Source organism: Hydrogenophaga sp. GW101-3F08, assembly GCF_059424585.1.
The window spans coordinates 37,049-62,143 of sequence record NZ_JBWKZP010000008.1; the positions used below are offsets into that span (position 1 = coordinate 37,049).

24 protein-coding genes and 2 pseudogenes are annotated in these 25,095 nt (G+C 69.7%); 14 read left to right on the forward strand and 12 right to left on the reverse strand.

From position 1 onward, the window contains the following. Positions 1-46 precede the first annotated feature (46 nt). From AC07YZ_RS18860 to AC07YZ_RS18870, 3 genes are all read left to right on the forward strand, one after another. Entirely contained in the window at positions 47-517 is a 471-nt protein-coding gene (locus tag AC07YZ_RS18860; protein ID WP_494795870.1) for a C40 family peptidase, read from the forward strand. A gap of 26 nt (positions 518-543) precedes the next feature. After that, a complete protein-coding gene (locus AC07YZ_RS18865) occupies positions 544-1,653 on the forward strand; it encodes a 3-deoxy-7-phosphoheptulonate synthase (protein ID WP_494795871.1) in 1,110 nt (369 codons plus the stop codon). Positions 1,654-1,792: 139 nt separating this feature from the next. Then, positions 1,793-2,596, forward strand: a complete 804-nt coding sequence (locus AC07YZ_RS18870) for an SDR family NAD(P)-dependent oxidoreductase (RefSeq protein ID WP_494795872.1) — start codon at positions 1,793-1,795, stop codon at positions 2,594-2,596. A gap of 39 nt (positions 2,597-2,635) precedes the next feature. Here the strand turns inward: AC07YZ_RS18870 and infA are convergent, their stop codons facing one another. From infA to AC07YZ_RS18890, 4 genes and pseudogenes are all read right to left on the reverse strand, one after another. Next, entirely contained in the window at positions 2,636-2,890 is a 255-nt protein-coding gene (gene infA, locus AC07YZ_RS18875) for a translation initiation factor IF-1 (RefSeq protein ID WP_056265133.1), read from the reverse strand. A 16-nt stretch (positions 2,891-2,906) separates the two neighbouring features. Further along, positions 2,907-3,218, reverse strand: coding sequence for a hypothetical protein (locus AC07YZ_RS18880; RefSeq protein WP_226490667.1), 312 nt, complete (start codon positions 3,216-3,218; stop codon positions 2,907-2,909). A gap of 405 nt (positions 3,219-3,623) precedes the next feature. After that, positions 3,624-5,324 (reverse strand): ABC1 kinase family protein, encoded by a 1,701-nt coding sequence (locus AC07YZ_RS18885; protein ID WP_226490669.1) that lies wholly within the window; start codon positions 5,322-5,324, stop codon positions 3,624-3,626. Between the two features lie 81 nt (positions 5,325-5,405). Then, positions 5,406-6,318, reverse strand: a pseudogene (locus AC07YZ_RS18890) (fumarylacetoacetate hydrolase family protein). Between the two features lie 139 nt (positions 6,319-6,457). Between AC07YZ_RS18890 and AC07YZ_RS18895 the strand changes: the two are divergent. The 6 genes from AC07YZ_RS18895 to rbsK are packed head-to-tail and all read left to right on the forward strand — an operon-like array spanning position 6,458 to position 11,918. Then, the gene (locus AC07YZ_RS18895) at positions 6,458-7,192 is read left to right on the forward strand and encodes a GntR family transcriptional regulator (protein ID WP_494795873.1); all 735 of its coding nucleotides are present in this window, start codon (positions 6,458-6,460) and stop codon (positions 7,190-7,192) included. Then, the gene (locus AC07YZ_RS18900) at positions 7,189-8,112 is read left to right on the forward strand and encodes a dihydrodipicolinate synthase family protein (protein WP_226490671.1); all 924 of its coding nucleotides are present in this window, start codon (positions 7,189-7,191) and stop codon (positions 8,110-8,112) included. Before AC07YZ_RS18895 ends, AC07YZ_RS18900 begins: the two co-directional genes overlap by 4 nt. 49 nt (positions 8,113-8,161) lie before the next feature. Then, positions 8,162-9,169, forward strand: coding sequence for a sialic acid TRAP transporter substrate-binding protein SiaP (locus AC07YZ_RS18905; RefSeq protein WP_494795874.1), 1,008 nt, complete (start codon positions 8,162-8,164; stop codon positions 9,167-9,169). Between the two features lie 6 nt (positions 9,170-9,175). Then, positions 9,176-9,643, forward strand: a complete 468-nt coding sequence (locus tag AC07YZ_RS18910) for a TRAP transporter small permease (protein WP_494795875.1) — start codon at positions 9,176-9,178, stop codon at positions 9,641-9,643. Further along, entirely contained in the window at positions 9,640-10,938 is a 1,299-nt protein-coding gene (locus AC07YZ_RS18915) for a TRAP transporter large permease (RefSeq protein WP_226490674.1), read from the forward strand. Before AC07YZ_RS18910 ends, AC07YZ_RS18915 begins: the two co-directional genes overlap by 4 nt. Beyond that, a complete protein-coding gene (gene rbsK / locus AC07YZ_RS18920; RefSeq protein ID WP_494795876.1) occupies positions 10,935-11,918 on the forward strand; it encodes a ribokinase in 984 nt (327 codons plus the stop codon). The genes AC07YZ_RS18915 and rbsK overlap by 4 nt, the downstream gene beginning before the upstream one ends. A gap of 24 nt (positions 11,919-11,942) precedes the next feature. Here the strand turns inward: rbsK and minE are convergent, their stop codons facing one another. The 3 genes from minE to minC form a co-directional block, all read right to left on the reverse strand. Continuing rightward, a complete protein-coding gene (gene minE, locus AC07YZ_RS18925; RefSeq protein WP_068170598.1) occupies positions 11,943-12,203 on the reverse strand; it encodes a cell division topological specificity factor MinE in 261 nt (86 codons plus the stop codon). Between the two features lie 2 nt (positions 12,204-12,205). Further along, a complete protein-coding gene (gene minD, locus AC07YZ_RS18930) occupies positions 12,206-13,021 on the reverse strand; it encodes a septum site-determining protein MinD (RefSeq protein ID WP_068170594.1) in 816 nt (271 codons plus the stop codon). A gap of 123 nt (positions 13,022-13,144) precedes the next feature. Further along, complete coding sequence (gene minC / locus AC07YZ_RS18935; protein ID WP_494795877.1) at positions 13,145-13,909, reverse strand: septum site-determining protein MinC; 765 nt, start codon at positions 13,907-13,909, stop codon at positions 13,145-13,147. A gap of 204 nt (positions 13,910-14,113) precedes the next feature. On the opposite strand from minC, the gene AC07YZ_RS18940 reads away from it, so the two are divergent. Continuing rightward, positions 14,114-15,049 carry a prenyltransferase gene (locus AC07YZ_RS18940; protein WP_494795878.1) on the forward strand — a complete coding sequence of 312 codons (936 nt, stop codon included), beginning with the start codon at positions 14,114-14,116 and terminating at the stop codon, positions 15,047-15,049. Between the two features lie 1,073 nt (positions 15,050-16,122). On the opposite strand, the gene AC07YZ_RS18945 is transcribed toward AC07YZ_RS18940, so the two are convergent. The 3 genes from AC07YZ_RS18945 to AC07YZ_RS18955 form a co-directional block, all read right to left on the reverse strand. Beyond that, entirely contained in the window at positions 16,123-18,801 is a 2,679-nt protein-coding gene (locus AC07YZ_RS18945; RefSeq protein ID WP_494795879.1) for a bifunctional acetate--CoA ligase family protein/GNAT family N-acetyltransferase, read from the reverse strand. 187 nt (positions 18,802-18,988) lie between these two features. Further along, positions 18,989-20,203 (reverse strand): 5-demethoxyubiquinol-8 5-hydroxylase UbiM, encoded by a 1,215-nt coding sequence (gene ubiM, locus AC07YZ_RS18950; RefSeq protein WP_494795880.1) that lies wholly within the window; start codon positions 20,201-20,203, stop codon positions 18,989-18,991. Positions 20,204-20,308: 105 nt separating this feature from the next. Further along, positions 20,309-20,923 (reverse strand): Spy/CpxP family protein refolding chaperone, encoded by a 615-nt coding sequence (locus tag AC07YZ_RS18955; protein WP_494795881.1) that lies wholly within the window; start codon positions 20,921-20,923, stop codon positions 20,309-20,311. Between the two features lie 187 nt (positions 20,924-21,110). Here AC07YZ_RS18955 and AC07YZ_RS18960 point away from each other — a divergent pair, with 187 nt between their 5' ends. The 4 genes and pseudogenes from AC07YZ_RS18960 (at position 21,111) to AC07YZ_RS18975 (ending at position 24,225) form a co-directional block, all read left to right on the forward strand. Further along, the gene (locus AC07YZ_RS18960) at positions 21,111-22,049 is read left to right on the forward strand and encodes a chromate resistance protein ChrB domain-containing protein (RefSeq protein ID WP_494795882.1); all 939 of its coding nucleotides are present in this window, start codon (positions 21,111-21,113) and stop codon (positions 22,047-22,049) included. Continuing rightward, entirely contained in the window at positions 22,046-23,401 is a 1,356-nt protein-coding gene (gene chrA, locus AC07YZ_RS18965; protein ID WP_494795883.1) for a chromate efflux transporter, read from the forward strand. The genes AC07YZ_RS18960 and chrA overlap by 4 nt, the downstream gene beginning before the upstream one ends. 29 nt (positions 23,402-23,430) lie before the next feature. After that, positions 23,431-23,718, forward strand: a pseudogene (locus tag AC07YZ_RS18970) (rhodanese-like domain-containing protein); the annotation flags it as partial. A 30-nt stretch (positions 23,719-23,748) separates the two neighbouring features. Next, a complete protein-coding gene (locus tag AC07YZ_RS18975; protein WP_494796013.1) occupies positions 23,749-24,225 on the forward strand; it encodes a chromate resistance protein ChrB domain-containing protein in 477 nt (158 codons plus the stop codon). Between the two features lie 29 nt (positions 24,226-24,254). Here the strand turns inward: AC07YZ_RS18975 and cueR are convergent, their stop codons facing one another. Next, positions 24,255-24,719, reverse strand: coding sequence for a Cu(I)-responsive transcriptional regulator (cueR, locus tag AC07YZ_RS18980; protein WP_226490686.1), 465 nt, complete (start codon positions 24,717-24,719; stop codon positions 24,255-24,257). Beyond that, complete coding sequence (locus AC07YZ_RS18985) at positions 24,716-24,913, reverse strand: heavy-metal-associated domain-containing protein (protein WP_226490687.1); 198 nt, start codon at positions 24,911-24,913, stop codon at positions 24,716-24,718. The genes cueR and AC07YZ_RS18985 overlap by 4 nt, the downstream gene beginning before the upstream one ends. Positions 24,914-25,095 lie beyond the last annotated feature (182 nt).

Sequence of the window (25,095 nt, forward strand, 5' to 3'; positions counted from 1 at the left end):
CCGTCCGGCATAGCCGGCCCGGCTGTGCCCTGGGCTAGACTGTTTCATGCGCCTCGTCCTGCCCTGCCTCGCCCTGACCGCCTCCTTGTTGATCGCCGGCTGCGGCAGCGCGCCGCCGACCCGCGGGCCGGTCTACCGCTCGCTCTCGGACGAGCAGTCGAGCGACATCGCGATCCACGCGCTGGGCCTGGTGGGCACGCCCTACCGCTACGGCGGCAACACGCCGGAGGGCGGCTTCGACTGCAGCGGCCTGATCGGCTATGTGTACAAGAGCCGCGCCGGCGTTGCCCCGCCGCGCACGGTGGCCCAGCTGTCGGGCTTCGGCCAGCCGGTGGACGCGGATGAGCTGCGCACCGGCGACCTGGTGATCTTTGGCAGCGGCCGGCCGTTCCACGCCGGCATCTACGTGGGCGAGGACCGCTTCGTGCACGCGCCGTCCACCGGCGGCACGGTGCGGCTGGACCATCTGAACAGCCGCTACTGGGCGCGCCAGAGCACCGCCTTCCGCCGCCCCTGAAACCGGTCGCGCGACAATACCGGGCTATGACCCACGCCCACCGCACTTCCACCCCGCTGTCCACCCACGACACCACCCGCATCGACGACCTGCGCATCGGCGCGGTGCGCCCGCTCATCACGCCCGCGCTGCTGCAGGAGTGGCTGCCCACGCCGCCCGAGGCGCTGGCGCTGGTGGAGCGCAGCCGCGCCGCGCTCTCGCGCGTGCTGCACGGGCAGGACGACCGGCTCATCGTGGTGGTGGGGCCGTGCTCCATCCACGACCACGACCAGGCGCTGGCCTATGCGCGCCTGCTCAAGGCCCAGGCCGACGCGCTGGCCGACGACCTGCTGGTGGTCATGCGGGTGTATTTCGAGAAGCCGCGCACCACCGTGGGCTGGAAGGGCTACATCAACGACCCGCACCTGGACGGCAGCTTCGCCATCAACGAAGGGCTGGAGCTGGCGCGCCAGTTGCTGCTGGACGTGCTGGCCATCGGTCTGCCCGTGGGCACCGAGTTCCTCGATCTGCTCTCGCCGCAGTTCATCTCCGATCTGGTGAGCTGGGGCGCCATCGGCGCGCGCACCACCGAAAGCCAGAGCCACCGCCAGCTCGCCAGCGGCCTGTCGTGTCCGGTGGGTTTCAAGAACGGCACCGACGGCGGCATCAAGGTGGCGAGCGACGCCATCCAGGCGGCGCAGGCGTCACACGCCTTCATGGGCATGACCAAGATGGGCCAGGCGGCGATCTTCGAGACGCGCGGCAACGCCGACTGCCACGTGATCCTGCGCGGTGGCAAGGCGCCCAACTACAGCGCGGCCGACGTGGACGCCGCCTGCGCCCTGCTCAAGGCCGCCGGCCTGCGCGAGCAGGTGATGACCGACGTGTCGCACGCCAACAGCAGCAAGCAGCACCGCAAGCAGATCGAGGTGGCGGCCGACGTGGCGCGGCAGATCGCCGCGGGCGACGCGCGCATCACCGGCGTGATGATCGAGAGCCACCTGCACGAAGGCCGGCAGGACATCGTGCCCGGCCAGCCGCTGCAGCACGGCGTGAGCGTGACCGACGCCTGCATCAGCTTCGAGCAGACCGTGCCGGTGCTGCAGGGCCTGGCCGAAGCGGTACGGGCGCGGCGGGCGCTGCACCAGGGCTCATGAGGGGCTGAAGCCGCCGGGGCGGGCCGGTGCCGCCCGGTGTCAAGCTCGACAGGGGATGGCGCAGCGCTCACGGGCGAGGTGGATAGAGTGGCGGCGGGCCCGGCCGGGCCGCTATCTATCCACCTGACAGGAGCGTTGAATGTCCCAGTTCGATTTGAAGGGCCGCAAGGCCCTGGTCACCGGCGGTGCCCGGGGCCTGGGCGCCGGCATGGCGCAGGCCCTGGCCGAAGCGGGCGCCGCGGTGATGATCGGCGACGTGCTGGAAGCGCAGGGCCGGGAGACCGCCCGCGCCATCCAAGCCACAGGTGCCCAGGCCGCGTTCATTCATCTGGACGTGAGCGACGAGGCCCACTGGCTGGCCGCCGTGAGCGCCACGCACGCGGCGTTCGGGGGTTTTGACATCCTGATCAACAACGCTGGCGTCGAGGTCACCGCCCTGGTGAGCGAGATCGACCCCGATGCGCTGCGCCGCATGCTCGACGTGAACATCGTCGGCACCGCGCTCGGCATGAAACACGCTTTCCGCGCCATGCGCCCGGGTGGCCTGGCCGGGCAGGGCGGCGCGGTGGTCAACGTGTCGTCGGTGGCGGCCACCATCGCGTTTCCCGCCATCGCGGGGTATTCGGCCACCAAGTCCGCCGTGGACCGGCTCACCCGTGTGGGCGCCATGGAGGCCGGCCAACTGGGCTACGGGGTGCGCGTGAACTGCATCTACCCCGGCCTCGTGCCCACCGACATGGGCATGAAGCTCGCCAGCGACGTGGTGAGCGCCGGGCTGTTCGAGTCCCCCGATGCGGCCGTGCTGGCCATCGTGGCGCAGACCCCGCTGGGCCGCCTGGGCACAGTGAGCGACATGGCCGACGCGGTGGTCTTCCTGTGCTCCGACGCCTCGCGCTTCATCACCGGCGCGGGCCTGCCGGTGGACGGCGGCATGGGCATGTGAGGCCGGGCCGGGCGCGGGCCCGGCCGGTGGCCCCGGTGCTCAGCGCGGCTTGCGCGGCACCATCGGGCCGCGGCCCTCGATGTGGCGGAAATTGATCCGGCCCTTGGTCAGGTCGTAGGGCGAGAGTTCCAGAGAAACCCGGTCACCCGCGAGGATGCGGATGTGGTTCTTCTTCATCTTGCCGGCGGAGTAGGCAATCAGCTGGTGACCGTTGTCCAGCGTCACGCGAAAGCGCGTGTCGGGCAGCACCTCGTTGACGATGCCCATCATGTCGATCAGTTCTTCCTTGGCCATGTGAGGCTCCTTTGCTTCAAATACAGATCTGGGGAGACGGCAGCATCGTGGCCGAGGCGACCGGGCGCACGCCAGCGCGCAACGCGTCGTTCACCCAGTCGATGCCTTGCGCCACGGCGTAGTGCGCCGCTGCGTCGTGTGTGGGGAAATCATCGTGGAAGCGCATGACACGGTCGGTACAGGCGCTGCCCGAGCCGCTGGCGATGGACACCTGGGCGGCGAAACGGCCGCACGGCAGCGGCCGGGGGCAAGCCGCGATGCGGTACTTGCCCAGAGTCAGAGGAGACAGTCTCTTCGTTGTTGTGGTCGTGGAAATCGTATGAATCATCAAAAACATCAAAGGGCGAAACGCCGCGGCCTCATGGACCGCACAGCAGGAAAACGCCCGAAATACACATTGGCAGCCCCAAGCGCCGGGGTGCCCGACTGAATCACCCGGCGCCGGCCCGGTGTCGGGAACACCAGCCAGAACCGGAGCACGAGCCACGGCAGGGGCATCGGCAACAGCAGGGAGAACATTTGCGGCAGCGCCGACCCAGGAGGGGGCGGAGGCTGACGCGGCTCGCGATGGAGGGGCTGGACCGACAACCCCTCTGCCGGGGGTGGTGCATCCGGGCAACAAAGCCAGAACGCGGTCGGTCGCCCAAGGCGAACCCGTTAATGTACCACGATGTGGAAAAACGTGCGCGCGGGAAGCATCGCCAGCGCGTCCCTGCCGGGCCGCCTGCTCGCCTCAATCATCCCCCACATCCCGCCCCTTGCTGCTGCGCCAGATCGCGCGCACCAGCCACAGGCCGCCCACGAAGGCGCTGGCGAAGCCGATGAAGCCGAAGGCGGGCAGGCCGAACAGGGTGGGGCCGCCTTTGACGGTCATGACGATGGACGAGCCGATGATGAGCGCGGCGATCACCAGGGCCATGGTGAGGCGGTTGGCGGCGCGGTCGATCTGGTCGCCCACGCGCTTGAGGTGCGCGAGTTCGATGCCCACGTGCACCCGGCCGCGGCGCGCGTTGCGCAGCAGGCGCGAGACGTCGTGCGGCAGCTGTTCGGCCACCGCGAGCGCGCGGCGCAGGGTCTGCCAGGCGCGGTTGGCCACCACCTTGGGCTGGTAGCGCGCGCGCAGCACCTGGCGCAGCATGGGCAGGGCCTCGGTGGTCATGTGAAAGGCCGGGTCGAGGCTGCGGCCCATGCCCTCGAGCGTGATGAAGGCCTTGATGAGCAGGGCCATGTCGGTGGGCAGGCCCAGGTGGTGTTCGCGCAGGATGGTGGTGACGTCGGCCAGCATCTGGCCCAGGTTGAGCTGGGCCAGCGGGGTGCCGTGGTACTGGTCGACGAAGGTTTCGATCTCGGTTTCGAGCAGCGAGAGGTTGACGCCGTGTTCGTCGCCGGTCCAGTCGAGCAGCACGTCGGCCACGGTCTGGGGGTTGCGCTCGACCAGGCCGAGCAGCAGGTTGAGCAGTTCTTCGCGGCGGCGCTGCGAGAGGCGCCCGACCATGCCGAAGTCGATGAAGGCGATGCGGTTGCCTTCCAGGTAGAACACGTTGCCGGGGTGCGGGTCGGCGTGGAAGAAGCCGTCCTGCACGATCATCTTGAGCACGGCCTGCGCGCCGCGCCGGGCCAGCAGGTTGCGGTCGTAGCCGTTGCTGTCGAGCAGGGCGACCTGGTTGCCGGGCACGCCGCCCACGTGGTCCTGCACGTTGACGCGCTCTTTGGTGTGGGCCCAGTGCACCCTGGGCACCACGATCCAGGGCAGGCTGGCCAGGTTGGTGGCGATGCGTTCGGCGCTGCGGCACTCGCTGGCCAGGTCCAGCTCGCGCCTGAGCGAGCGCGCGAGCTCGCGCACCAGCTGCTGCGGGCGGTAGGGTTTGAGCGCGGGCAGCTCGGCCTCGGCCAGCACGGCCAGGCGCGCGAGCAGGCGCAGGTCGGCTTCGATGGTGTCGGTGATGCCGGGGCGGCGGATCTTGACGACGACTTCGGTGCCGTCGTGCAGCTGGGCGCGGTGCACCTGCGCGATCGACGCGGCGGCCAGCGGCTCCACGTCGAAGCGGGCAAAAACCACCTCGGGCTCGTCGCCCAGGTCTTCGCGCAGCTGCGGGCGCAGATCGTCCAGCGGCACGGCCGGCACCTGGCTGTGCAGCTTTTCGAATTCGGCGATCCAGTCCGGGCCAAACAGATCGGCGCGGCCGGCCAGGATCTGGCCGAGCTTGACGAAGGTGGGGCCGAGTTCTTCCAGCGCCAGGCGCACCTGCACCGGGGGCTCCAGCCGCGCGAGGTCGGCGGCGTGGTTCCATTTCAGGGCGTGGCCGGCGCGCTCCAGCCGGTCGGCCAGGCCGAGGCGGCGCACGCTGTCGCCAAAGCCATGGCGGATGAGCACGCCCAGGATGGTGTTGAGGCGGCCCATATCGCGGGCGGCGCCCAGGGTTTCGATCAGCATGGGGCCATCATAGACAGGCCGGGGCCAGCCGGGCTGACAGGCGTGACACGGCAGCGGGCGTCACGGCCCATGGCGGGCCGTTCAAGCCGCGTGGCGGAGCTGGCGCATCAGGGCGGCGATGCCGAAGGTCCAGGGCGCCACGTCGCAGCTGTGGCGCACCCGGTTGACCAGGGTGCCCAGGGCGGGCGTGGAGACGCAGACGCGGTCGCCCACCTCGTGGGTGAAGCCCTGCCCGGCGCCGCGCCGGTCCTGGGTGGGGGCGAGCATGGTGCCCAGGAAGAGCATGAAGCCGTCGGGGTACTGGTGGTTGGCGTTGATGGTCTGGGCCACCAGGTCGAGCGGGTCGCGGCTGATGCCGCGCATGCTGCCTTCACCCTGCCAGGCAAAGCCGTCGGGGCCGTCGACTTCCAGCCGCAGACCGCAGGCGCGCAGCTCGTCGATGCCGAAATGCGCGTCGAACAGGCGGATGAAGGGCCCGATGGCGCAGGAGCCGTTGTTGTCCTTGGCCTTGCCCAGCAGCAGGGCGCTGCGGCCCTCGAAGTCGCGCAGGTTGACGTCGTTGCCCAGGGCCGCGCCCAGGGTGTGGCCCTGGCTGTTGACGGTGAGCACGATCTCCGGCTCGGGGTTGTTCCATTCGGAACGCGGGTGGATGCCCACGTGCGCGCCGCAACCCACCGCCGACAGCACCGGGACCTTGGTGAAGATTTCGGCGTCGGGGCCGATGCCGACCTCCAGGTACTGCGACCAGGCACCGCGCGCCAGCGGCCACCGCCTGCGCGATGGCCTGGGCCGGCTGCGGGCGTTCCAGCAGCTCGCTGCTGGTGGGGGCCAGGGGCGTGAGATCGAGCAGGCGGCCCTGGTGCGGGGTGATGGGCAGGGCGCCGCTGCCGGGCAGCCAGAGCCGGCCCAGCAGGGTGGCGCGTTCGTGGTCCTGGGGCAGGGCCTGCCGCAGGCGGTCGAGCAGGTCGGGAAACAACGCGGGGGTGGGGGTCATGGCTGGGCGTCGGGCGGGTTGGGGGACTTGAAAGGCCGAAAGGCTTGGAAGGGCCGGCGGGGTTTCAGGGTTTCCACCAGTGAACGGTCAACCATTGTCGAACTAACATGTCAGTCAGCAACCAGTAAAAACCCTCAGCATGACCCCGCACCTGCCCCCACCGCCCGCAGCCCCCGTGCGCGCGCCCAACCTGCGGGCCCAGGCCTATGAAAATTTCCGCCAGCAGATCGTGCAGGCGCACATCCGGCCCGGCCAGTTCATCTCGCAGCGCGAGCTGATGCAGCTGCTGGCCATGCCGCTGGGCGCGGTGCGCGAACTGATCCCGCGCCTGGAGGCCGAGGGCCTGCTGCGCACCGTGCCGCAGCGCGGGCTGCAGATCGCCAACGTGGACCTGAAACTGATCAAGAACGCCTTCGAGCTGCGCCTGCTGCTGGAGCGCGAGGCCGCGGTGCGGTTTGCCACCAGCGCGAGCGACGCCGAGCTGGAGCGCATCGAGGCCGATCACCGGTCCATCGTGCGCCGCGCGCGCCGCGGCCCCATCGACTCGGCCCTGCTGGCCGAAGCCACCCAGGTGGACTGGGGCCTGCACGAGCACATGATCGACGCGATGGGCAACGAGCTCATCTCCGAGGCCTACCGCATCAACAGCCTGCGGGTGCGCCTGATCAAGTTCGAGAACTCCAGCCTGGCGGCCGACATCCTGCTGGCCGCGATGGAGGAACACCTGTGGTTCATCGAAGCCCTGCGCCGGCGCGACACCGCCGCCGTCGCCGAGCGGCTGACGCACCACATCGAAAGCGCGCGCCGGCGCGTGCTGGGGCTGCCGCGCCCCGCGCTGCCCTGGTCTTCGGAGCCACTGGACCCACCCACATGACCCCTGCCCACACCCACGCTTTTCGCGGCATCTGGCCCGCGATGCTGACCCCGCTGACCGAGTCGCTGGAGATCGACCACGACGCCTTTGCCACGCACGCCCTGGCGCTGCTGGACGCGGGCTGCGGCGGCGTGACCGCCTTTGGCACCACCGGCGAAGGCCCTTCGTTTTCGGTGGCCGAGCGCATGGCCGCCGTCGACGCGCTGGTGGCGCGCGGCGTGCCGGCGCAGCGGCTGATGGTGTCCACCAGCTGTGCGGCCGTCACCGACACGGTGGCGCTGACCAAGCACGCCGTGAACCTGGGCGTGCACGGCTGCCTGGTGCTGCCGCCGTTCTTCTTCAAGGGCGTGTCGGACCAGGGCGTGATCGACGCCTACCGCTGGGTGATCGACCGCGTGGCCGACCCGCGCCTGCGGCTGTACCTGTACCACATCCCCCAGGTGGCGGGCGTGGGCCTCTCGCACGGCGTCATCCGCAGCCTGCTGGCGCAGTACCCCGACACCATCGCCGGCATCAAGGACAGCGGTTGCGATCAAGCGCATTCGGTGGGTCTGGCCCAGGCCTTCATGCCGCCGCTCACGGTCTACGTGGGCTTCGAGCCCGACCTGCCCGCGCTGGGCCGCCTGGGCAGCACGGGCGCGATCAGCGGCCTGGCCAACTTCGCGCCGCGCCTGGTGCACCGGCTGGTGACGCAGCCCGACGGGCCCGACGCCGCGCGCGACCTGGCGCGGGTCAAGGCCCTGCTCACCGTGTTCGACGGTTTTTCGCTCATGCCCGCGCTCAAGGGCGTGATGGCCGAACGCGGTGGCGACGCGCGCTGGCTGCGGGTGCGCCCGCCGCTGGTGGCCCTGCCGGCCGGCGAACAGGCCGAGTTGCGCCGCCGCCTGCAGGCCTTTGGCCTGGACGCGGCCCGCGACTGAGCCCCTCCGAGCCCCTTTTTCCTTCCACCTGCACAACGAGGAGACAGCCATGACCCCTTCCCCCCTGCGCCGCGGCCTGCTGGCCGCCACCGCCAGCGCCCTGCTGCTGGGCGGCGCCGCACTGAGCGCACAGGCCCAGACCAAGGTTCCGATGCGCATCTCCACCCCGGCCGTGGCCGACGACTGGCACGCCAAGATGTGGACCGTGTTCAAGGAGTCGCTGGACAAGAGCGCGCCCGGCGAGTTCGACGTGCAGATCAACCTCAACGCCTCGCTCTTCAAGCAGGGCGCCGAGCCGGCCGCCATGGCGCGCGGCAACCTCGAACTGGCCACCATCTCGGCCTTCGACATCGCCAAGCTGGTGCCCGAGTTCTCCGTCTTCACCGCCGGCTACGTGATCCGCGACCCGGCGCACCAGCAGAAGGTGTTCGGCGGCCCCATCGGCACCGAGCTGTTCAAGCGGGTGTCCGAGAAGATGGACGTGACCGTGTTGTCCACCATCTACCTGGGCACGCGCCAGCTCAACCTGCGCGAGCCGCGCGCGGTGAAGACACCGGCCGACCTCAAGGGCGTGAAGCTGCGCATGCCCGGCTCCAAGGAATGGCTGTTCCTGGGTGAGGCCCTGGGCGCCACCGCCACCCCGCTGGCCTTCGGCGAGGTCTACCTGGGCCTGAAGACCGGCACCATCGACGGCCAGGACAACCCGCTGCCCACCGTGCGCGCGGCCAAGTTCTACGAAGTCACCAAACAGCTGGTGCTGACCAGCCACCTGGTGGACGGCATCTTCCTGTCGCTGTCGAACAAGACCTGGAACGCGCTCAGCCCCACCCAGCAGCAGAAGGTCAAGGACGCGGCCGCCGCCGCCGCCGCGTACAACAACGAGAACCGCCTGAAGGAAGAGGCGCAGATCGTGGACTTCTTCAAGCAGCAGGGCCTGCAGGTGGTCACACCGGATGTGGCCGCCTTCCGCAGCCACGTGCAGCAGACCTACCTGAAGTCCGACCTGGCCAAGACCTGGCCGGCCGGTCTGCTCGACCGCATCAACGCCACGCAGTAAGCGCACATGCGACGCTGGCCGCAACGCGCCGCCGACATCGTCGGTGGCGCGCTCTTCACCGCGCTGTTCGGGGTGTTCCTGGTGCAGATCACGGCGCGCTTCGGCTTCAACCGCCCGCTGCCCTGGACCGACGAGCTCGCCGTGATCCTCTACGTGTGGGTGATCCTGTGGGCCAGCGCCTTCATGGTCAAGGCACGAGAGCACGTGGTGTTCGACCTGGCCTACAACAGCGTGGGGCCGCGCCAGCGCCGCGCCATGCGGGTGCTGGGCAGCGCGATGCTGGCGGTGCTGGCTGCCGTCGCCATTCCGGGCAGCTGGGACTACATCCGCTTCATGGACCGCGAAGGCACACCCGTGCTGGGCCTGTCCTTCATGTGGGTGTTCATGCCCTTTGTGCTGATGCTGGCGGCGGTGGTGGTGCGCTACGGCTGGCTGGCCTGGCGGGCCCTGCGCGGCGACGGAGACGACGCATGACCCCGGGACTCTGGACGCTGCTGCTCGTGTTGTCCCTGGGCATGGTGCTGCGCGCGCCGATCGGTTTCACCATGCTGCTCAGCGGCGTGGCCTACCTGGCCACCACGCGGCAAGACATGGGCCTGATGGCCGAACAGGTGCTCAACGGCATGTACAACAGCTACGTGCTGCTGGCGGTGCCGCTGTTCATCCTGGCGGCCAACCTGATGAACGCCGGCACCGTGAGCGAGCGCATCTTCGACTTCTGCCGCATCCTGGTCGGGCGCATGCGCGGCGGCCTGGCGCAGGTGGACATCCTGGTCAGCGTGGTGTTCTCGGGCATGAGCGGCAGCGCCATCGCCGACGCGGCCGGCCCCGGCCTGGTGACCATCAAGCAGATGCTCAAGAAGCCCGAGTATTCGCCCGGTTTTGCCGGCGCCGTGGTGGTGGCCAGCGCCACCATCGGGCCCATCATTCCGCCCTCGATCCCGCTGGTGATCTACGCGCTGGTCTCGGGCACCTCGGTCGGGGCGCTGTTCCTGGGCGGTTTGCTGCCGGGCCTGCTGATGGCCGTGGTGCTGATGATCGCGGTGCACATCATCGCCACCCGCCGCCACATGCCACGCGACGAACCCGTGCCGCTGAAGGATTGGCCTTCGGTGCTGTGGCGCGGCGCGCTGCCGCTGTCGCTGCCGGTGGTGCTGCTGGGCGGCATCTACAGCGGCGCCTTCACCCCCACCGAAGCCGCGGCCGTGGCGGCCCTGCACGCGCTGGTGCTCGCCGGCCTGGTCTACCGCGCCCTGAGCTGGCGCAGCCTGGGCGGCGTGGTGCTGGAGTCCACCCGCTCCAGCGCCGTCATCACGCTGATCATCGCCGGCGCCTTCATGCTGAACTACGCCTTCACCGCCGAGGGCGTGCCGCAGGCGCTGGCGCAGTGGGTGGCTGGCCAGTCGCTCAGCCAGGTGGCCTTTTTGCTGATGGTCAACGTGGTGTTCCTGGTCCTGGGTTGTTTCCTGGACACCGCCGTCATGCTGCTGGTGTTCGTGCCCATGCTGCTGCCGGCGGTCAAGGCCGTGGGGGTGGACCTGGTGCACTTCGGGGTGCTGATCGTCGTCAACATGATGGTGGGCCTCATCACGCCGCCGTTTGGCATGCTGCTGTTCGTGACCAACGCGCTGACGCAGATCCCCATCAAGGACATGCTGCGCGAAGGTTGGCCCTTCCTGCTCATGCTGCTGGGTCTGCTGCTGCTGCTGACGCTGTTTCCGCAGATCGTGCTGTGGCTGCCGCAATCCATGGGGTACGGACTGCCATGAGCGCCGCGCCGGGCCGTTCCCAAGCAAGCTCGCACCGCAGCCCGGAGGGCGAAGGTACTCCAGTGAGCGGCCAGGTCGTGGTCATCGCCAGCTGGAACGCCGACCTGACTTCCCACGCCGGGCGCCCGCCCGCGCGCGGCGAAACCCTGATGGGCCACGGCTTTTCCATCGGCCCCGGCGGCAAGGGCAGCAACGCCGCGGTGGCGGCGGCGCGCCAGGGCGCGGAGGTGCACATCGTGGCCCGCACCGGGCAGGACACCTTTGGCGACATGGCCATGCAGCTGTGGCGGCGCGAAGGCATTCACACCACCCACGTGCGGCGGGTGGCCGGCGAGAGCAGCGGTGTCGCGCAGATCCTGGTCTACCCCAACGGGGACAACAGCATCGTGGTCAGCCCCGGGGCCAACGCGGGCCTGGACGCCGACCAGATTCGCGGCGCCGCGGCCCGCATCGCGGCCAGCCGGGTGGTGGTGGCCTCGTTCGAGGTGCCGCTGGCGGCCACGCTGGAGGCCTTCCGCCTGGCGCGGGCCAACGGGGTCACCACGGTGCTCAACCCCGCGCCGGCGCGTGCCCTGCCGGAGGAACTGGCGGCGCTGGTGGACCTGCTCACCCCCAACGAAACCGAACTCGCCACCCTCAGCGGCATCGAGGGCGACCGCGAGCGGGCCGCCCAGGCGCTGCTGGCGCAAGGCGTGGGCGCGGTGCTGGTGACCCTGGGCGCGCAGGGCGCGGCGCTCCACCGCGCGGGTCGGCCGATGCACCGCGTGGCCGGCCATTCGATGACGGTGAAGGACACGATCGGCGCCGGCGACACCTTCAACGGCGCGCTCGCCGCCGCGCTCGCGCGCGGCGAACCGCTGGAGGCGGCGCTGCGCTGGGCCAACGCGGCCGCGGCGCTGTCGGTGCGCGCCAGCGGCGCCATCGCGGGCATGCCTTCGCTGGCCGAGACCGCTGCCGTGCTTCAGGAAGCGGCCGGTTGAACCGCGCCGCCCTGGCTGGCCGCTCTACTTGCGGTCGGGCAGTTCGATCTTGACTTCGAGCACGTCCAGGTTGTCCTGGCGCTCCAGCATGACCTTGATGTCGTCCGGATTGATCTTGATGTATTTGCCGATCACCGCCACCAGCTCGCGCTGCAGCGCGGGCAGGTAATCGGGCTCGGAGGCGTTGCGCCCGCTGCGCTCGTGCGCCAGGATGATCTGCAGCCGCTCCTTGGCGACGCTGGCGGTCTTCTTTTTCTCGCCCAGAAAGAAGGAAAGGAAGGACATGCTCACTTCCTTCCGAACACGCGCTTGAAGAAGCCCGCCTTCTCGGCCTCGATGAAGCGCAGGGGTTTTTCGGCGCCCAGGAAGCGGTCGATCACGTCGCTATAGGCCTCGGCCACGTCGGTGCCCTTGAGGTGGATCGCGGGCGTGCCCTGGTTGGACGCGGTGAGCACGTTTTCGCTCTCGGGGATGACGCCGATGAGCTGGATGCGCAGGATGTCCTGGATGTCTTCCAGGCTGAGCATCTGGCCGTCGGCCACGCGGCCGGGGTTGTAACGGGTGATCAGCAAGTGTTCCTTGACCGGGTCCTTGCCCTCGATGGCGCGCTGCGTCTTGCTGCCCAGCATGCCCAGGATGCGGTCGGAGTCGCGCACGCTGGAGACTTCGGGGTTGGTCACGATCAGCGCTTCGTCGGCGTAGTGCATGGCCATCAGGGCCCCGGTCTCGATGCCAGCCGGCGAGTCGCAGACGATGTACTCAAAGCCCATGGCGGCCAGATCGGTCAGCACCTTGTGCACGCCTTCCTGGCTCAGTGCGTCCTTGTCGCGCGTCTGGCTGGCGGCCAGCACGTACAGGTTGTCGCACTGCTTGTCCTTGATCAGCGCCTGGTTCAGGTTGGCCTCGCCCTGGATGACGTTGATCAGGTCGTACACCACGCGGCGCTCGCAGCCCATGATCAGGTCGAGGTTGCGCAGGCCGACGTCGAAGTCGATCACGGCGGTCTTGTGGCCGCGCAGGGCCAGACCGGTGGAGAAACTGGCGCTGGTGGTGGTCTTGCCAACCCCGCCTTTGCCGGAGGTGACGACAACGATTTTGGTCATGGTGAGGGGTCTTTCAGGATCGAGTGGAGACGGAAGGCAACAGGAGCGGGTGGGTGCCGGTATCAGAACGGCGGTGTGTTTCGGGCGTGCGGGGCGGGCATGGACGAAAGACCTTTCCGACGCTCAGACGGACAGCGGATCGATCACGAGCTTGTCGCCATCGGGGCCGGGCAGCAGGCGCACCTGGGCCGGCTTGCCCTGGATGGCCTCGGGCAGGGCGACTTCGCTGGTGCGGTAGATGCCGGCGATGGAGATCAGCTCGGGCGCCATGGCCAGGGCGAAGATGCGGGCGTCGACGTTGCCACGCGCGCCGGCGATGGCCTTGCCGCGCAGCGGTGCGTACACGTGGATGTGGCCGTCGGCGATCACCTCGGCGCCCGGGTTGACCATGGCCATGACCACCAGGTCGCGGCCACGCGCGTACACCTGCTGGCCCGAGCGCAGGGGTTTGTCGATGACCAGGGCGCCGGGCGCCGGCTGCGGCTGGGCGACAGGTTCGGGCAGGGGGGCCGCAGCCGTGATGGGGGCGGCCGGTGCCGGGCGCTGCACGGCGGCGTCGGGCGCGGGCGTGAGGCCGGCGGCCAGGGCCAGGGCCATCTGTTCGTCGCTGCCGCCGCGCACCGCCAGCGGGTTCAGGCGGTACTGGCGCAACAGCGCGCACAGGGCGCCCACGTCCAGCGCGGCGCCGGGCTCGAACACCTGCAGGGGAAACAGATCGACCACGAGGGGGTCGTGGTCGAAGAAATCGGGCACGTCGCCAAAGCGCTGGGCGAACTCCGCGCTCAGGCGGGTGAGGTCGGCGGATTTGAGCAGCAGGGCCACCAGCGGCAGGTTGGCGCTCTTGATCTCGAAGGTGGAGGGGGCGCTGGCGCTGAGGGTGGTGGACATGGGGCAGTACGGGGGCCGATCGGGGCCAGCCGCTGCCAGGCCCTATGAAGCGGGCAGTTTACCAGCCACCCCGCAGGCCCCCAAGGGGGGCACGTGTCCTCCTGTGAGAGCTGTCAGCACACGTGTTTTCGCGCCACACGACCCGGGCGCCCGGGCCATGGTCCCGACCCCCAAACGCGGCGGCCGGTGCATACTGGCCCCTGTATGAGCGATGCCCCCACCCCCAACCCGACCCGGCTGGCGCGCCTGGGCCTGCTGGTGCGCATGACGCGCCCGGCCTTCCTGCTGCTCACGGTGGTGGCCTGTGCCCTGGGCACGGCCACGGCAGCGGCCTGCGGTTGCGGGTTCGACGCGCCGCTGGCGCTGGGCGCCACCGCGCTGGCGGTGCTGGCCCACGCCGCCGGCAATGTGCTCAACGACCTGCACGACGCGCGCAACGGCGCGGACGCGGCCAACACCCAGGGCATCTTCCCCTTCACCGGCGGCTCGCGGCTGATCCAGAGCGGCGTGGTGAGCGAAACCGAAACCGCCGATCTGGCCAAGGCCCTGCTGCTGTTTCTGGTGCCGGCCGGCCTGCTGCTGGCGGTGAAGGCCGGGGGCGGGGTCTTGCTGCTGGGCATGGCCGGTCTGCTGCTGGCCTGGGCCTACTCCGCGCCGCCGCTCAAGCTGATGTCGCGCGGGCTGGGCGAGCTCACGGTGGCGCTGGCCTGGTTTCTGGTGGTGGTCGGCGCCGACTATGTGCAGCGGCGCCAGTTCTTCGTGATCCCGGCCAGCGCGGCCGCGGGGTTTGCGCTGATGGTGGCCGCGCTGCTGGTGATCAACGGCATCCCCGACGCGGCGGCCGATGCCCAGGTGGGCAAACGCACCCTGGTGGTGCGGCTCGGGCCGTTGGGCGCCAGTGCCCTCTACGGGGGTCTGGTGGTGGGCGCCCACCTGTGGCTGGTACTCAGTGTCTGGCTGCTGATCCCGCCCACCCAGGCGCTCTGGGGCCTGGTGTCGCTGCCTTTTTCGCTGGCGGCGCTGGCCTGGCTGCTGTGGCACGCCCGGCAGCCCCAGCGGCTGAAGCCGGCGCTCGTGCTCACCGTGGCGGCCACGCTGCTACACGGCCTGGGCATGACCTGGGGCTTTGGCTTGAGGTAACCCCCCGCCGCGCTGCGCGCGACCCCCCAGGGGGCAACGCCTGCAGCCTGGCAAAGCCAGTTCCGCGGCGTTCTGGACTGGGGGCACCCGCGCTCCGGAGAACGTTCACGTCGGTCGCGCTGAGCCTGTCCTTTTCAAGGGGCGATGCGAGTGGCCCGGCAGAGCCAGCCCGGCGGTGCCCTAGGTTAACAACAACCCTGTGGATATTTTTATAACAAGCCATGTGTTATCCACAGAATCCGTGGAAAACGCCAGGTTGTCCCCGTTTCGGGATTTGCGCAGCGGGGCGGTTTGCACACGCTTGTACGGTCATCAAGTGTTTGTCGCGCTAGGGAAAAAGCGCCTTGTCCACAGAAAACAGGCCTCTCTACTACTGCTACTAATTTAAATAATTGGAAATAAGAGATAAGAGAACAGCCACGAAACCGGGCTCCCCCTCGTTCCGGCTCCCGGGGATGGCGGCCCGGCCGAACCATGGCCTGGCGGTCCACCCGCGTGGCGGTTTTCCTGGGCGTTGGGGGTGTTTCGGGCCCCGTCCGGGTCGCTAATGCGTTCCGCGCCGTCTTTCCGTGGTCCGAAGAACGGCCCAGGCCAGCGGTTGGAAGCCTCAAGGCGGTCTTCCCGGGTGCTTCGTGGGGGTGGGGGCCTTCTTCTGACCTGTTGGCCGTCCTGACCGTGGCCAAAGAGGTTCGGCCCTGCGTAGGCGGCGGAAAGCGGCGGCCGGGGCTTGGGGTCGGTGGTGGACCGGCGCTGCCAGGCCTTCGCCTGGAGCTTGATCACAACCCTGTGATTAACTTTTGAACAAGCCTTGCGTTGTCCACAGAAGAGGTGCCGTAAGCCGGGTTGTCCCCGTTTCGGGATTTGGGCAGCGGGGCGGTTTGCACACGCTTGTACGGTCGCCAAGTGCTTGTCGCGCTATGGGAAAAGCGCCTTGTCCACAGAAAACGAGCCCTTCTACTACTGCTACTAATTTGAATTAAAGAAGATAGAGAGATAGCAAGGGACAAAGAAAAACCGCCCGGGTGGGCGGTTGCAAGGCTGGGTTCCGGCGCGGTCACCCGGCCGGCCGGGTTTCACAGGCTGTGCGTGACCAGTTTGAAGTCGGCGTCTTCGGGGAAGGTCTTGACCGTGAAGCCCAGGCCCTTCATGAGTTTGAGCATGCCGGGGTTGTTGGCCAGCACCAGGCCCTCGATCTCGGCCAGGCCCTTGTCGCGGGCTTCTTCCATGATGCTCAGCATCAGGCGTGAGCCCAGGCCTTTGCCGTTGAAGTCGTCGGCCACCACCAGCGAGAACTCGCAGCTCGATTTGTCGGGGTTGGTGATGTAGCGCGACACACCGACGACGCGCTCGGTTTCCACGGTTTCGCCTTCGGCGTCGGTCTGGCGGCTGCGGTGGATGGCCACCAGCGCCATTTCGCGGTCGTAGTCGATCAGGGTCAGGCGCGAGAGCATGGAGGCGGGCAGTTCCTTGAGCGAGGACACGAAGCGGAAATAGCGGCTCTCGGGCGACAGGTTCTGCACCAGGTCCTGCAGCATCTGGGCATCGTCGGGGTGGATCGGGCGGATGGTGTATTCGCCACCGCCGCGCAGCGGCCAGATCTGCTCGTAGCGCGCCGGGTAGGGCAGGATGGCCAGGTGGGCGTAGTTGCGCGCCGTGGCCGGCGCGCTGTCGATCACGATGCGCGCGTCCACCGCCACCGCACCCGATTCGTCCACGATGATGGGGTTGATGTCCATCTCGCGCAGCTGGGGCAGCTCGCAGACCATTTCCGAGACGCGCAGCAGCACGTGTTCCAGCGCGTCCATGTCCACCGCGCTGGCGCCGCGCCACTCGCCCAGGGTTTCGGCCACGCGCGAGCGGTCGATCAGGCGGCGCGCCAGGAACTGGTTGAGCGGGGGCAGCTCCATGGCGCGGTCGTTGATGAGCTCGATCATGGTGCCGCCGGCGCCAAACGCGATCACCGGGCCGAAGGGGTCGTCGGTGACCAGGCCCACGTTGAGTTCACGCCCGCGCTTGTTGCGCGCCATTTTCTGGATCGTCACGCCGTTGATGCGGGCGCCGGGCTGCACCTTGGCCACGGCCTGGATCATGGTGTTGTAGATGTCGCGCACGCCGACGGCGTTCATGACGTTGAGCGCCACGCCGTTGACGTCGCTCTTGTGGCTGATGTCGGGCGAGTCGATCTTGAGCGCCACCGGGTAGCCCAGTTGGGTCGCGATCATCATGGCCTCGTTGGCGCTGCGCGCCAGGATGGTCTGGGTGACCGGGATGTGGAAGGCCGAGAGCAGGGCCTTGGACTCCATTTCGGTGAGCACCTTGCGCCGCTCGGTGAGCACGTTTTCGATCAGCAGGCGCGCGCCCTCGATGTCGGGCTTGGCCAGGGCGGACAGGGGCGGCGGGGTCTGCTGCAGCAGTTGCTGGTTCTGGTAGAAGCTGGCGATGTTGCCGAAGGCGCCCACGGCGGCCTCGGGCGTGCGAAAGCTGGGGATGGCGGCGCTGGCCAGCACCTCGCGCGCGGCGGCCACCGAGGCGCTGCCCATCCAGCAGCACAGCAGCGGCTTGCCCAGGCGTTTTTTCAGCTCGGCCATGGCCTGGGCCACCGCCGTGGGGTCGATGCCGGCCTTGGGCGAATGCACCACCAGGATGCCGTCCACCGTCTTTTCGTGGCCGGCGGCGTCGATCGCGGCGCGGTAGTGCTCCGCGTTGGCCTCTTCCGACAGGTCGATCAGGTCGCTGAGCGAGGCCAGCGGGGGCAGCTGGGGCTTGAGGGCCTGGGCGGTTTCGGGGGAGAGCTTGCCCAGCTCGAGCTGGATTTCGTTGGCCCAGTCGGCGGCGAGCACACCGGGGCCGCCGCCGTTGGTGACGATGGCCAGGCGTTTGCCCACCGGGCGGTAGCGCGAGGCCAGGCACTTGGAGGCCGAAAACAGCTCGACGAAGGAGCGCACGCGCACCGCGCCGGCGCGGCGCAGGGCGGCGTCGAACACGTCGTCGGCGCCGACGATGGCGCCGCTGTGGGTCTGTGCGGCCAGGTTGCCGGCGGGTTTGCGGCCGGCCTTGAGCACGATCACCGGTTTGGCGTTGGCGGCGGCGCGCAGCGCGCTCATGAAACGGCGGGCGCTGGAGATGCCTTCCAGATAGACGACGATGCTGTGCGTTTGGGCGTCGGAGGCGAGAAAGTCGAGCACCTGGGCGATGTCCACCGAGGTGTTGGGGCCGAGCGAGACCACGGTGGAGAAGCCCACCGCGTTTTCGGTGGCCCAGTCGAGGATGGAGGCGGTGAGCGCACCCGACTGCGACACCAGGGCCAGCGGCCCGGGCGCGGCCAGCGGCCCGGCCACGCTGGCGTTGAGCAGGCAGCGCGTGCGCTGCAGGCCCAGGCTGTTGGGCCCGAGCAGGTGCATGCCGTGGCGGCGCGCCACGCGGTGCATTTCGGCGGCCTCCAGGGCCGGCGTGCCACTGCCGATGACCAGCGCGGCGCGGCACTTGATGCGCCCGGCCACTTCGAGCGCGGCGATGGCCTCCAGCGGCGGCAGGGCGATGATGGCCAGGTCGGCGCGGGTCTGCGCCAGATCGGCCAGGGTGCCGGTGGTGTGGATGTCCAGGAACACCAGCGTGCCCTTGAAGCGCTGCGCGCGCAGCGCGCCCAGCAGCCCCCGGGCTTGCGGGGTCTGGGTCTCGGGCTCGTCGGACTTGCCCGCGAACACCGCGATGGTGTCGGGCTGGAACAGGGGGGTGAGGTAGTGTTTGTCCATGGGGCTCTCGCGCCGGTGGTGCACGCGCCCTTGGGTCCTCAGGTGACCCGGGCGCCGGGCTGGGGCAATGGGGGGTCGTTCTGGCTGGAGATCATGCGCCCCGTGCGAAGGTTTCGTGCAGCGGGGAGTGGGGGAATGGGGTTTTCAGGTGCGCCGCGCGGATGGGGGGCAAGCGGTGTCCGGGTGCTCAGGCCAGACCGGTCAGGCTGGCGGCCATGGCGCGTTTGAACGGGGTGAAACGCTCGCCCAGGCCCACCATGGCGTGGCGCAGCCAGCGCGCGGGCGTCTGTTCTCGGGTGTAGAGCGTGGCCACCGCGTGCGTGGCCAGGTACAGTCCTCGGCTGGCGCGCTGGTGGGTCTGCTGGTAGCGTTCGAGCAGGGCGGGCGAGGCGATGTCCTGGCCCTGCTGGTGCGTGGCGATCAGGGCGCTGGCCAGGGTGTCGATGCTGCGCAGGCCGAGGTTGAAACCGTGCGCGGTGACCGGGTGCATGCCCACGGCGGCGTCGCCCACGGCGGCGAAACGCTGCGCCACCAGGCGGCGCGCCCACACACCCACCAGCGGGTAGGCGTGGCGCGTGCTGGCCAGCCGCATGGCGCCGAGCTGCTGGCCGAAGCGCCGCGTCATGGCCTGGCCGAAGGCCGTTTCGTCCAGCTCCAGCAGGGGCTGCAGTTCGTGGCTGGCCAGGGTCAGCACCACCGAGGAGCGGTGCTGGCCGGTCCGGGGGCAGGGGTTCATGGGCAGCAGCGCCAGCGTCTGGCCGTGGTCGAACCACTCCCAGGCGGTGGCGTGGTGGGGCTGCTCGTGCGTCATGTTGCAGACCAGCATGGTGCGACCGTAGTCGTGCATGTCGGCCGGGATGCCCATGGCGCGGCGGGTGCTGGAGTGGCGGCTGTCGGCGGCCACGGCGAGCCGGGCGCTGAGCGTCTGGCCGCTGCCCAGGGTGACCTGGGCGGCGCGCGCGTCGGTGTGGATGCGCACGACCTGTTCGCCGCAGCGCAGCTCGGGCGGCGGGCCGTCGCCGGCGCCGTCGGCCAGCGCGGCGGCGAAGGCGGCGCGGCGGATGTGGTGGTTGGCCACCAGGTGGCCGAGCTCGGAGCGCGGGCTCAGGCGGTGGCTGATCAGCATGCGCGCCTGGTTCGGGCCACAGCCGCCGTTGAGCACCAGGGCGTCTTTGAGCGGCGCGACGTGGGCCTCGCCCAGCAGCGGCCAGATGCCGAGCTGGCGCAGCAGCTCGGCGCTGTGCTGGGTCAGGGCGATTTCCCGGCCGTCGAAAGCGGGGTCCTGCAGCGACTCGCGGGGCTGCTGTTCGATGAGGCAGCTGCGCAGACCGCTGCCGCGCAGCGCACGCGCCAGGCACAGGCCGGCGGGGCCCGCACCGATGATGATGAGGTCGAAGTCCATGGCGGGGCAGCTTATCGGCTGGCCGCCGGGTGCGGATTGACTCAGGTCAAGTGAAACAGCCCCGGCGTGCCGGGGCTGTGGTGGCAACGGGGCGCGCGAAGGCGATCAGCTGCGCGGTTGTGCCGGGCTGTCGCAGCCCATGCCCCCCATGCCGTGGTGGCCGCCCATGCCCCCACCGTGGCGGCCCATGCCGCGCTCACCCTTCATGCCGGCGTGGCGAAAGCCGCCATGGGCCTGGGCGTCGAACACCTTTTGCTGCTCGGGCGTGAGGGCCGCGTAGAAGCTCTTGGTGGCGTCGATGCGCTTGGCCATCTGCGCGTCGCGCTCGGCCCTGAGCGCCTGCATCTTGTCCAGGCGCTGCGGCGTGGTCAGCTTGGACCAGTCTTCACGCGCGCCGGCCATGGGGCCCCGGGGCTCGGGGGCGGTGCGCGCCACGAAGGCGCTCCAGGCGGCTTCCTGCTCCGGGCTGAGCTTGAGTTCGGCCTTGAGCTGGGCCTGGCGCTCGGCCATGCGTTTGTGCATGCGCTCCATGCGCTGGGCGTGGCGTTGCTCGGCTTGTTGTGCGTCGGGGGTGCCGGCTTCGACGCGCTGCGCCATGTGCTGGGCGCGCATGTCGCTGGGCACGCCAGCCGCGCCCTGGGCGATGGCGGTGGCCGAGATGCCGACAAAGGCGGTGGCGAGGGCGGCGGCGATGAGGGCGCGTTTCGGGGACAGTTTCATGATCACTCCTGGAGATGCTGATGGACCTGGGCTTCCACAAGCGAGGGTTGCCGTGGAGTGATGCCAGTGTGGTCGCCGCGTGTTTCTGCCTTGTGCGGCTGTGCTGCCGCTCTGTAAAGATTTGTTCCGTTTCCCTTGGGAAAAATATGTGTTTACTTTTCTACAAAAATGAAGAATAGTAAACATCATGTTTTGGATATCCCTCATCACCAGCCTGCCCACCGAGAACACCACCGTGCGCATGCGGGCCTGGCGAGCGCTCAAGGCCTCGGGCGCGGCGGTGCTGCGCGACGGTGTGTACGTGCTGCCCGAAACCGGGACCTGCCGCGCCACGCTCGACGGCCTGGCGGCCGATGTGCGCGACGCCGGCGGGACCGCCCTGGTGCTGCGCATGGAGGAACCGCCGCAGGCGAATTTCCGGGGTCTGTTCGACCGCAGCGTGGACTACGCCGCCCTGCTCGCCGAGGTGGCCCGGGTGCGCCAGGCGCTGGGCACGGACAAGCCGCTCGATGCGCTCAAGCAGGCACGCAAGCTGCGCAAGGCCCTGGGGAGCCTGGGCGAGATCGACTTTTTCCCCGGCGAAGCCCGCCGCCAGGCCGAGGCCGCCGTGGTGGAGCTGGAGCTGGCCTGCGCCCGCGCGGCGGCCCCCGACGAGCCGCGGGCCGTCGAAGGCCCCATTGCCCGCCTGGCGCTGGCCGATCACCAGGGCCGCAGCTGGGCCACCCGGCAACGGCCCTGGGTGGACCGGCTGGCCAGCGCCTGGCTGATCCAGCGCTTCATCGACCGGCAGGCCCGCCTGCACTGGCTGGCCGACCCGCGCGACTGCCCCGCCGATGCGCTGGGCTTCGACTTCGACGGCGCCCGGTTCAGCCACGTCGGCGCCCGCGTCACGTTCGAGGTGCTGCTGGCCAGCTTCGGGCTGGAGCAGCCGGCGCTGGTGCGCCTGGGCCAGCTGGTGCATTTCCTCGACGTCGGCGGCGTGCAGCCGCCCGAGGCGGCGGGCGTGGAAAGCGTGCTGGCCGGGCTGCGCGACGCCATCACCGACGACGACCAATTGCTGGCCACGGCCCACGCCGTGTTCGACGGCCTGCTGGCCAGCTTCACCCCAGGCGACCCCCCACCATGAACCCCACGCCCACCGCCGAAGCCGGCCTGGCGCCCCCCGAGGCGGCCAGCTTCTGGCAGGCCTTTGCCTTCTGGCTCAAGCTCGGCTTCATCAGCTTCGGGGGGCCGGCCGGGCAGATCGCCGTGATGCACCAGGAGCTGGTGGAGCGCCGGCGCTGGATCTCGGAGCGGCGCTTTCTGCACGCGCTGAACTACTGCATGCTGCTGCCCGGCCCGGAGGCGCAGCAGCTGGCGACCTACATCGGCTGGATGCTGCACCGCACCTGGGGCGGCATCGTCGCCGGGGTGTTGTTCGTGCTGCCCTCGCTGTTCATCCTGATCGGTCTGTCGTGGGTCTACATCGCGTACGGCGATGTGCCCTGGGTGGCCGGGCTGTTCTACGGCATCAAGCCCGCGGTGACGGCGATCGTGTTGCAGGCGGCCTACCGCATCGGCTCGCGGGCGCTGAAAAACCGCTGGCTCTGGGGCATCGCGGCGGCCTCGCTGGTGGCGATCTTCGCGCTCAACGTGCCGTTCCCGGCCATCGTCGCCGCCGCCGCCCTGGTCGGCTACGTCGGGGGCCGGATGGCGCCCCGGCACTTCGCCACCGGTGGCGGCCATGGGCAGAGCGGCGCCTCGTACGGCCCGGCGCTGATCGACGACCACACCCCGCCACCGGCGCACGCCCGGTTCCGCTGGAGCCGGCTGGCGGGGGTGGTGGTGGTGGGCGCGGTGCTCTGGGCCGTGCCCATGGGCCTGTTGACGGTGCTGCTGGGCTGGCAGCACACGTTCACGCAGATGGGCTGGTTCTTCACCAAGGCGGCGCTGCTCACCTTTGGCGGGGCCTACGCCGTGCTGCCCTACGTGGTCCAGGGCGCGGTGGGGCACTACGGCTGGCTCACGCCGGTGCAGATGATCGATGGCCTGGCCCTGGGCGAGACCACGCCGGGCCCGCTGATCATGGTGGTGGCTTTCGTGGGCTTTGTCGGCGCCTACGTGAAGGCGGTCCTGGGCCCCGAGGCCCTGTTCCTGGCCGGCGCGCTGGCGGCGACGCTGGTGACCTGGTTCACCTTCCTGCCGTCGTTCCTGTTCATCTTCGCGGGCGGGCCGCTGGTGGAGTCCACCCACGGCGACCTCAAGTTCACCGCACCGCTGACGGCCATCACCGCCGCGGTGGTGGGCGTGATCGCGAACCTGACGCTGTTCTTCGGTTACCACGTGTTGTGGCCCCAGGGTTTCGCCGGGCCGTTCGATGCGGTCTCGGCCCTGATCGCGCTGGGCGCGGCGGTGGCGCTGCTGCGGTTCAAGCGCGGGGTGATGGAGGTGATCGCGGCTTGCGCGGTGTTGGGGTTGTTGTGGCGCTTGTGGGGATGAGCGCGTCTGTCCGTTTCAAGGAGTGAACCATGGATGCCATCTCGGTGGATGAACTGTCCCGGCTGCTGCGCGGCAACCCCGCGCCCGTGCTGCTGGATGTGCGGCGGGAAGCGGCCCGTGTGGAGGCGGGTGCCCAGATCGCGGGTGCGATCTGGCACGACCCGGCGCACTGGCTGGATTGGAAAGACAGCCTGGTGCCGTCGCCCGGGCCGGTGGTGCTGTACTGCGCACACGGCCTGGAGATCGGCCAGGGTCTGGCCGCGGCCCTGCGCGCCATGGGCGTGTCGGCTTTCTTCCTGCAGGGCGGTTTCGCCGGCTGGCAAGCGGCGGGGTTCCCGGTGCAGGCGCTGACCGGGGCCACGCCCTCGGGCTCACAGTGGGTGACGCGCGAGCGCCCCAAGATCGACCGCATCGCCTGCCCCTGGCTGGTGGCGCGTTTCATCGACCCGCGGGCGCGGTTTCTTTTTGTGCCCGCGGCCGAGGTGCTGCGGGTGGCCGAGCAGACCGGGGCCACACCGTTCGACATCCCCGGGGTGGCGCTGAGCCACGTGGGGCCGCTGTGCAGTTTTGATGCCTTCCTGGAGCGCTACGACCTGCAGACGCCGGCCCTGCGGCAGCTCGCCGACATCGTGCGCGGCGCCGACACCGAGCGGCTGGACCTCACGCCGCAGTCGGCGGGGCTGTATGCGCTCTCGCTCGGGCTGTCGAAGCGCTTCGCCGACGACCAGGAGATGCTCGGCCATGGGATGGTGATGTACGACGCGCTGCACGCCTGGTGCGAACAAGGGCAGGGCGAAACCCACCGCTGGCCACCGGCGATGTGAGCCCGCCGGGGCCGGGATCGCGCACCCCCTCAGAGCTGGGCCAGATCGTCCAGGATGGGGCAGTCGGGCCGCTCGTTGCCGGGGCAGTGGCACAGCAGATCGCCCAGCGTGCGCTGCATGGCCTGCAGCGCCTCGATGCGCTGGGCCAGCTCGTCGTGGTGCTTCTGCGCGATGCGCTTGACGCTGGCGCTGCTGCGCCGGCGGTTGTGCCACAGGCCCACGAGCTCGGCGATGGCGTCCAGGCTGAAGCCCATGTCGCGCGCGCGCCGGACGAAGCGCAGCGTGTGCACGTCGGCCAGGCTGTATTGGCGGTAGTTGCTGTCGGTGCGGGTCACCGCGGCCAGCAGGCCGAGCGACTCGTAGTGGCGCAGCATCTTGGGCGAGATGCCGCTGAGCCGCGCGGCGGTGCCGATGTTGACCGGCCAGGCGCTCACCGCCGACAGCGCGGCGTCGCCCGCGTCGGCGGGTTCGAGGGCACCGGCGTCGGTTTTCATGCCGCCACCGTGTAGCCCTCTTCGCGGATCGCTTCGGCCACCGCCTCGCGCGGCCGATCGGTCTGCACCTCCACCCGGTTCTGGCCCCGGTCGATGCGCACCTCGGCCTGGGGGTCGAGGCTGCGGATGGCGGTGGTCACGGCCTTTTCGCAGTGGCCGCAGGTCATGCCCTGCACGGAAAAGATCTGGTTCATGGGGTGCTCCTGGTTGGGGGAACGGTATCTTCAGGCTTGACACCGTGTCAAGGTCAAGCCCCCGACGATACACCTCGCGATACACCTTACCGCTTGACCTTCCCACGGGGGGAAAGCTTATGCTGCGGCTTTGGCGTTACCCCCTGCGCCGCTGCGCGTCTCCCCCCAGGGGACCACGCCAA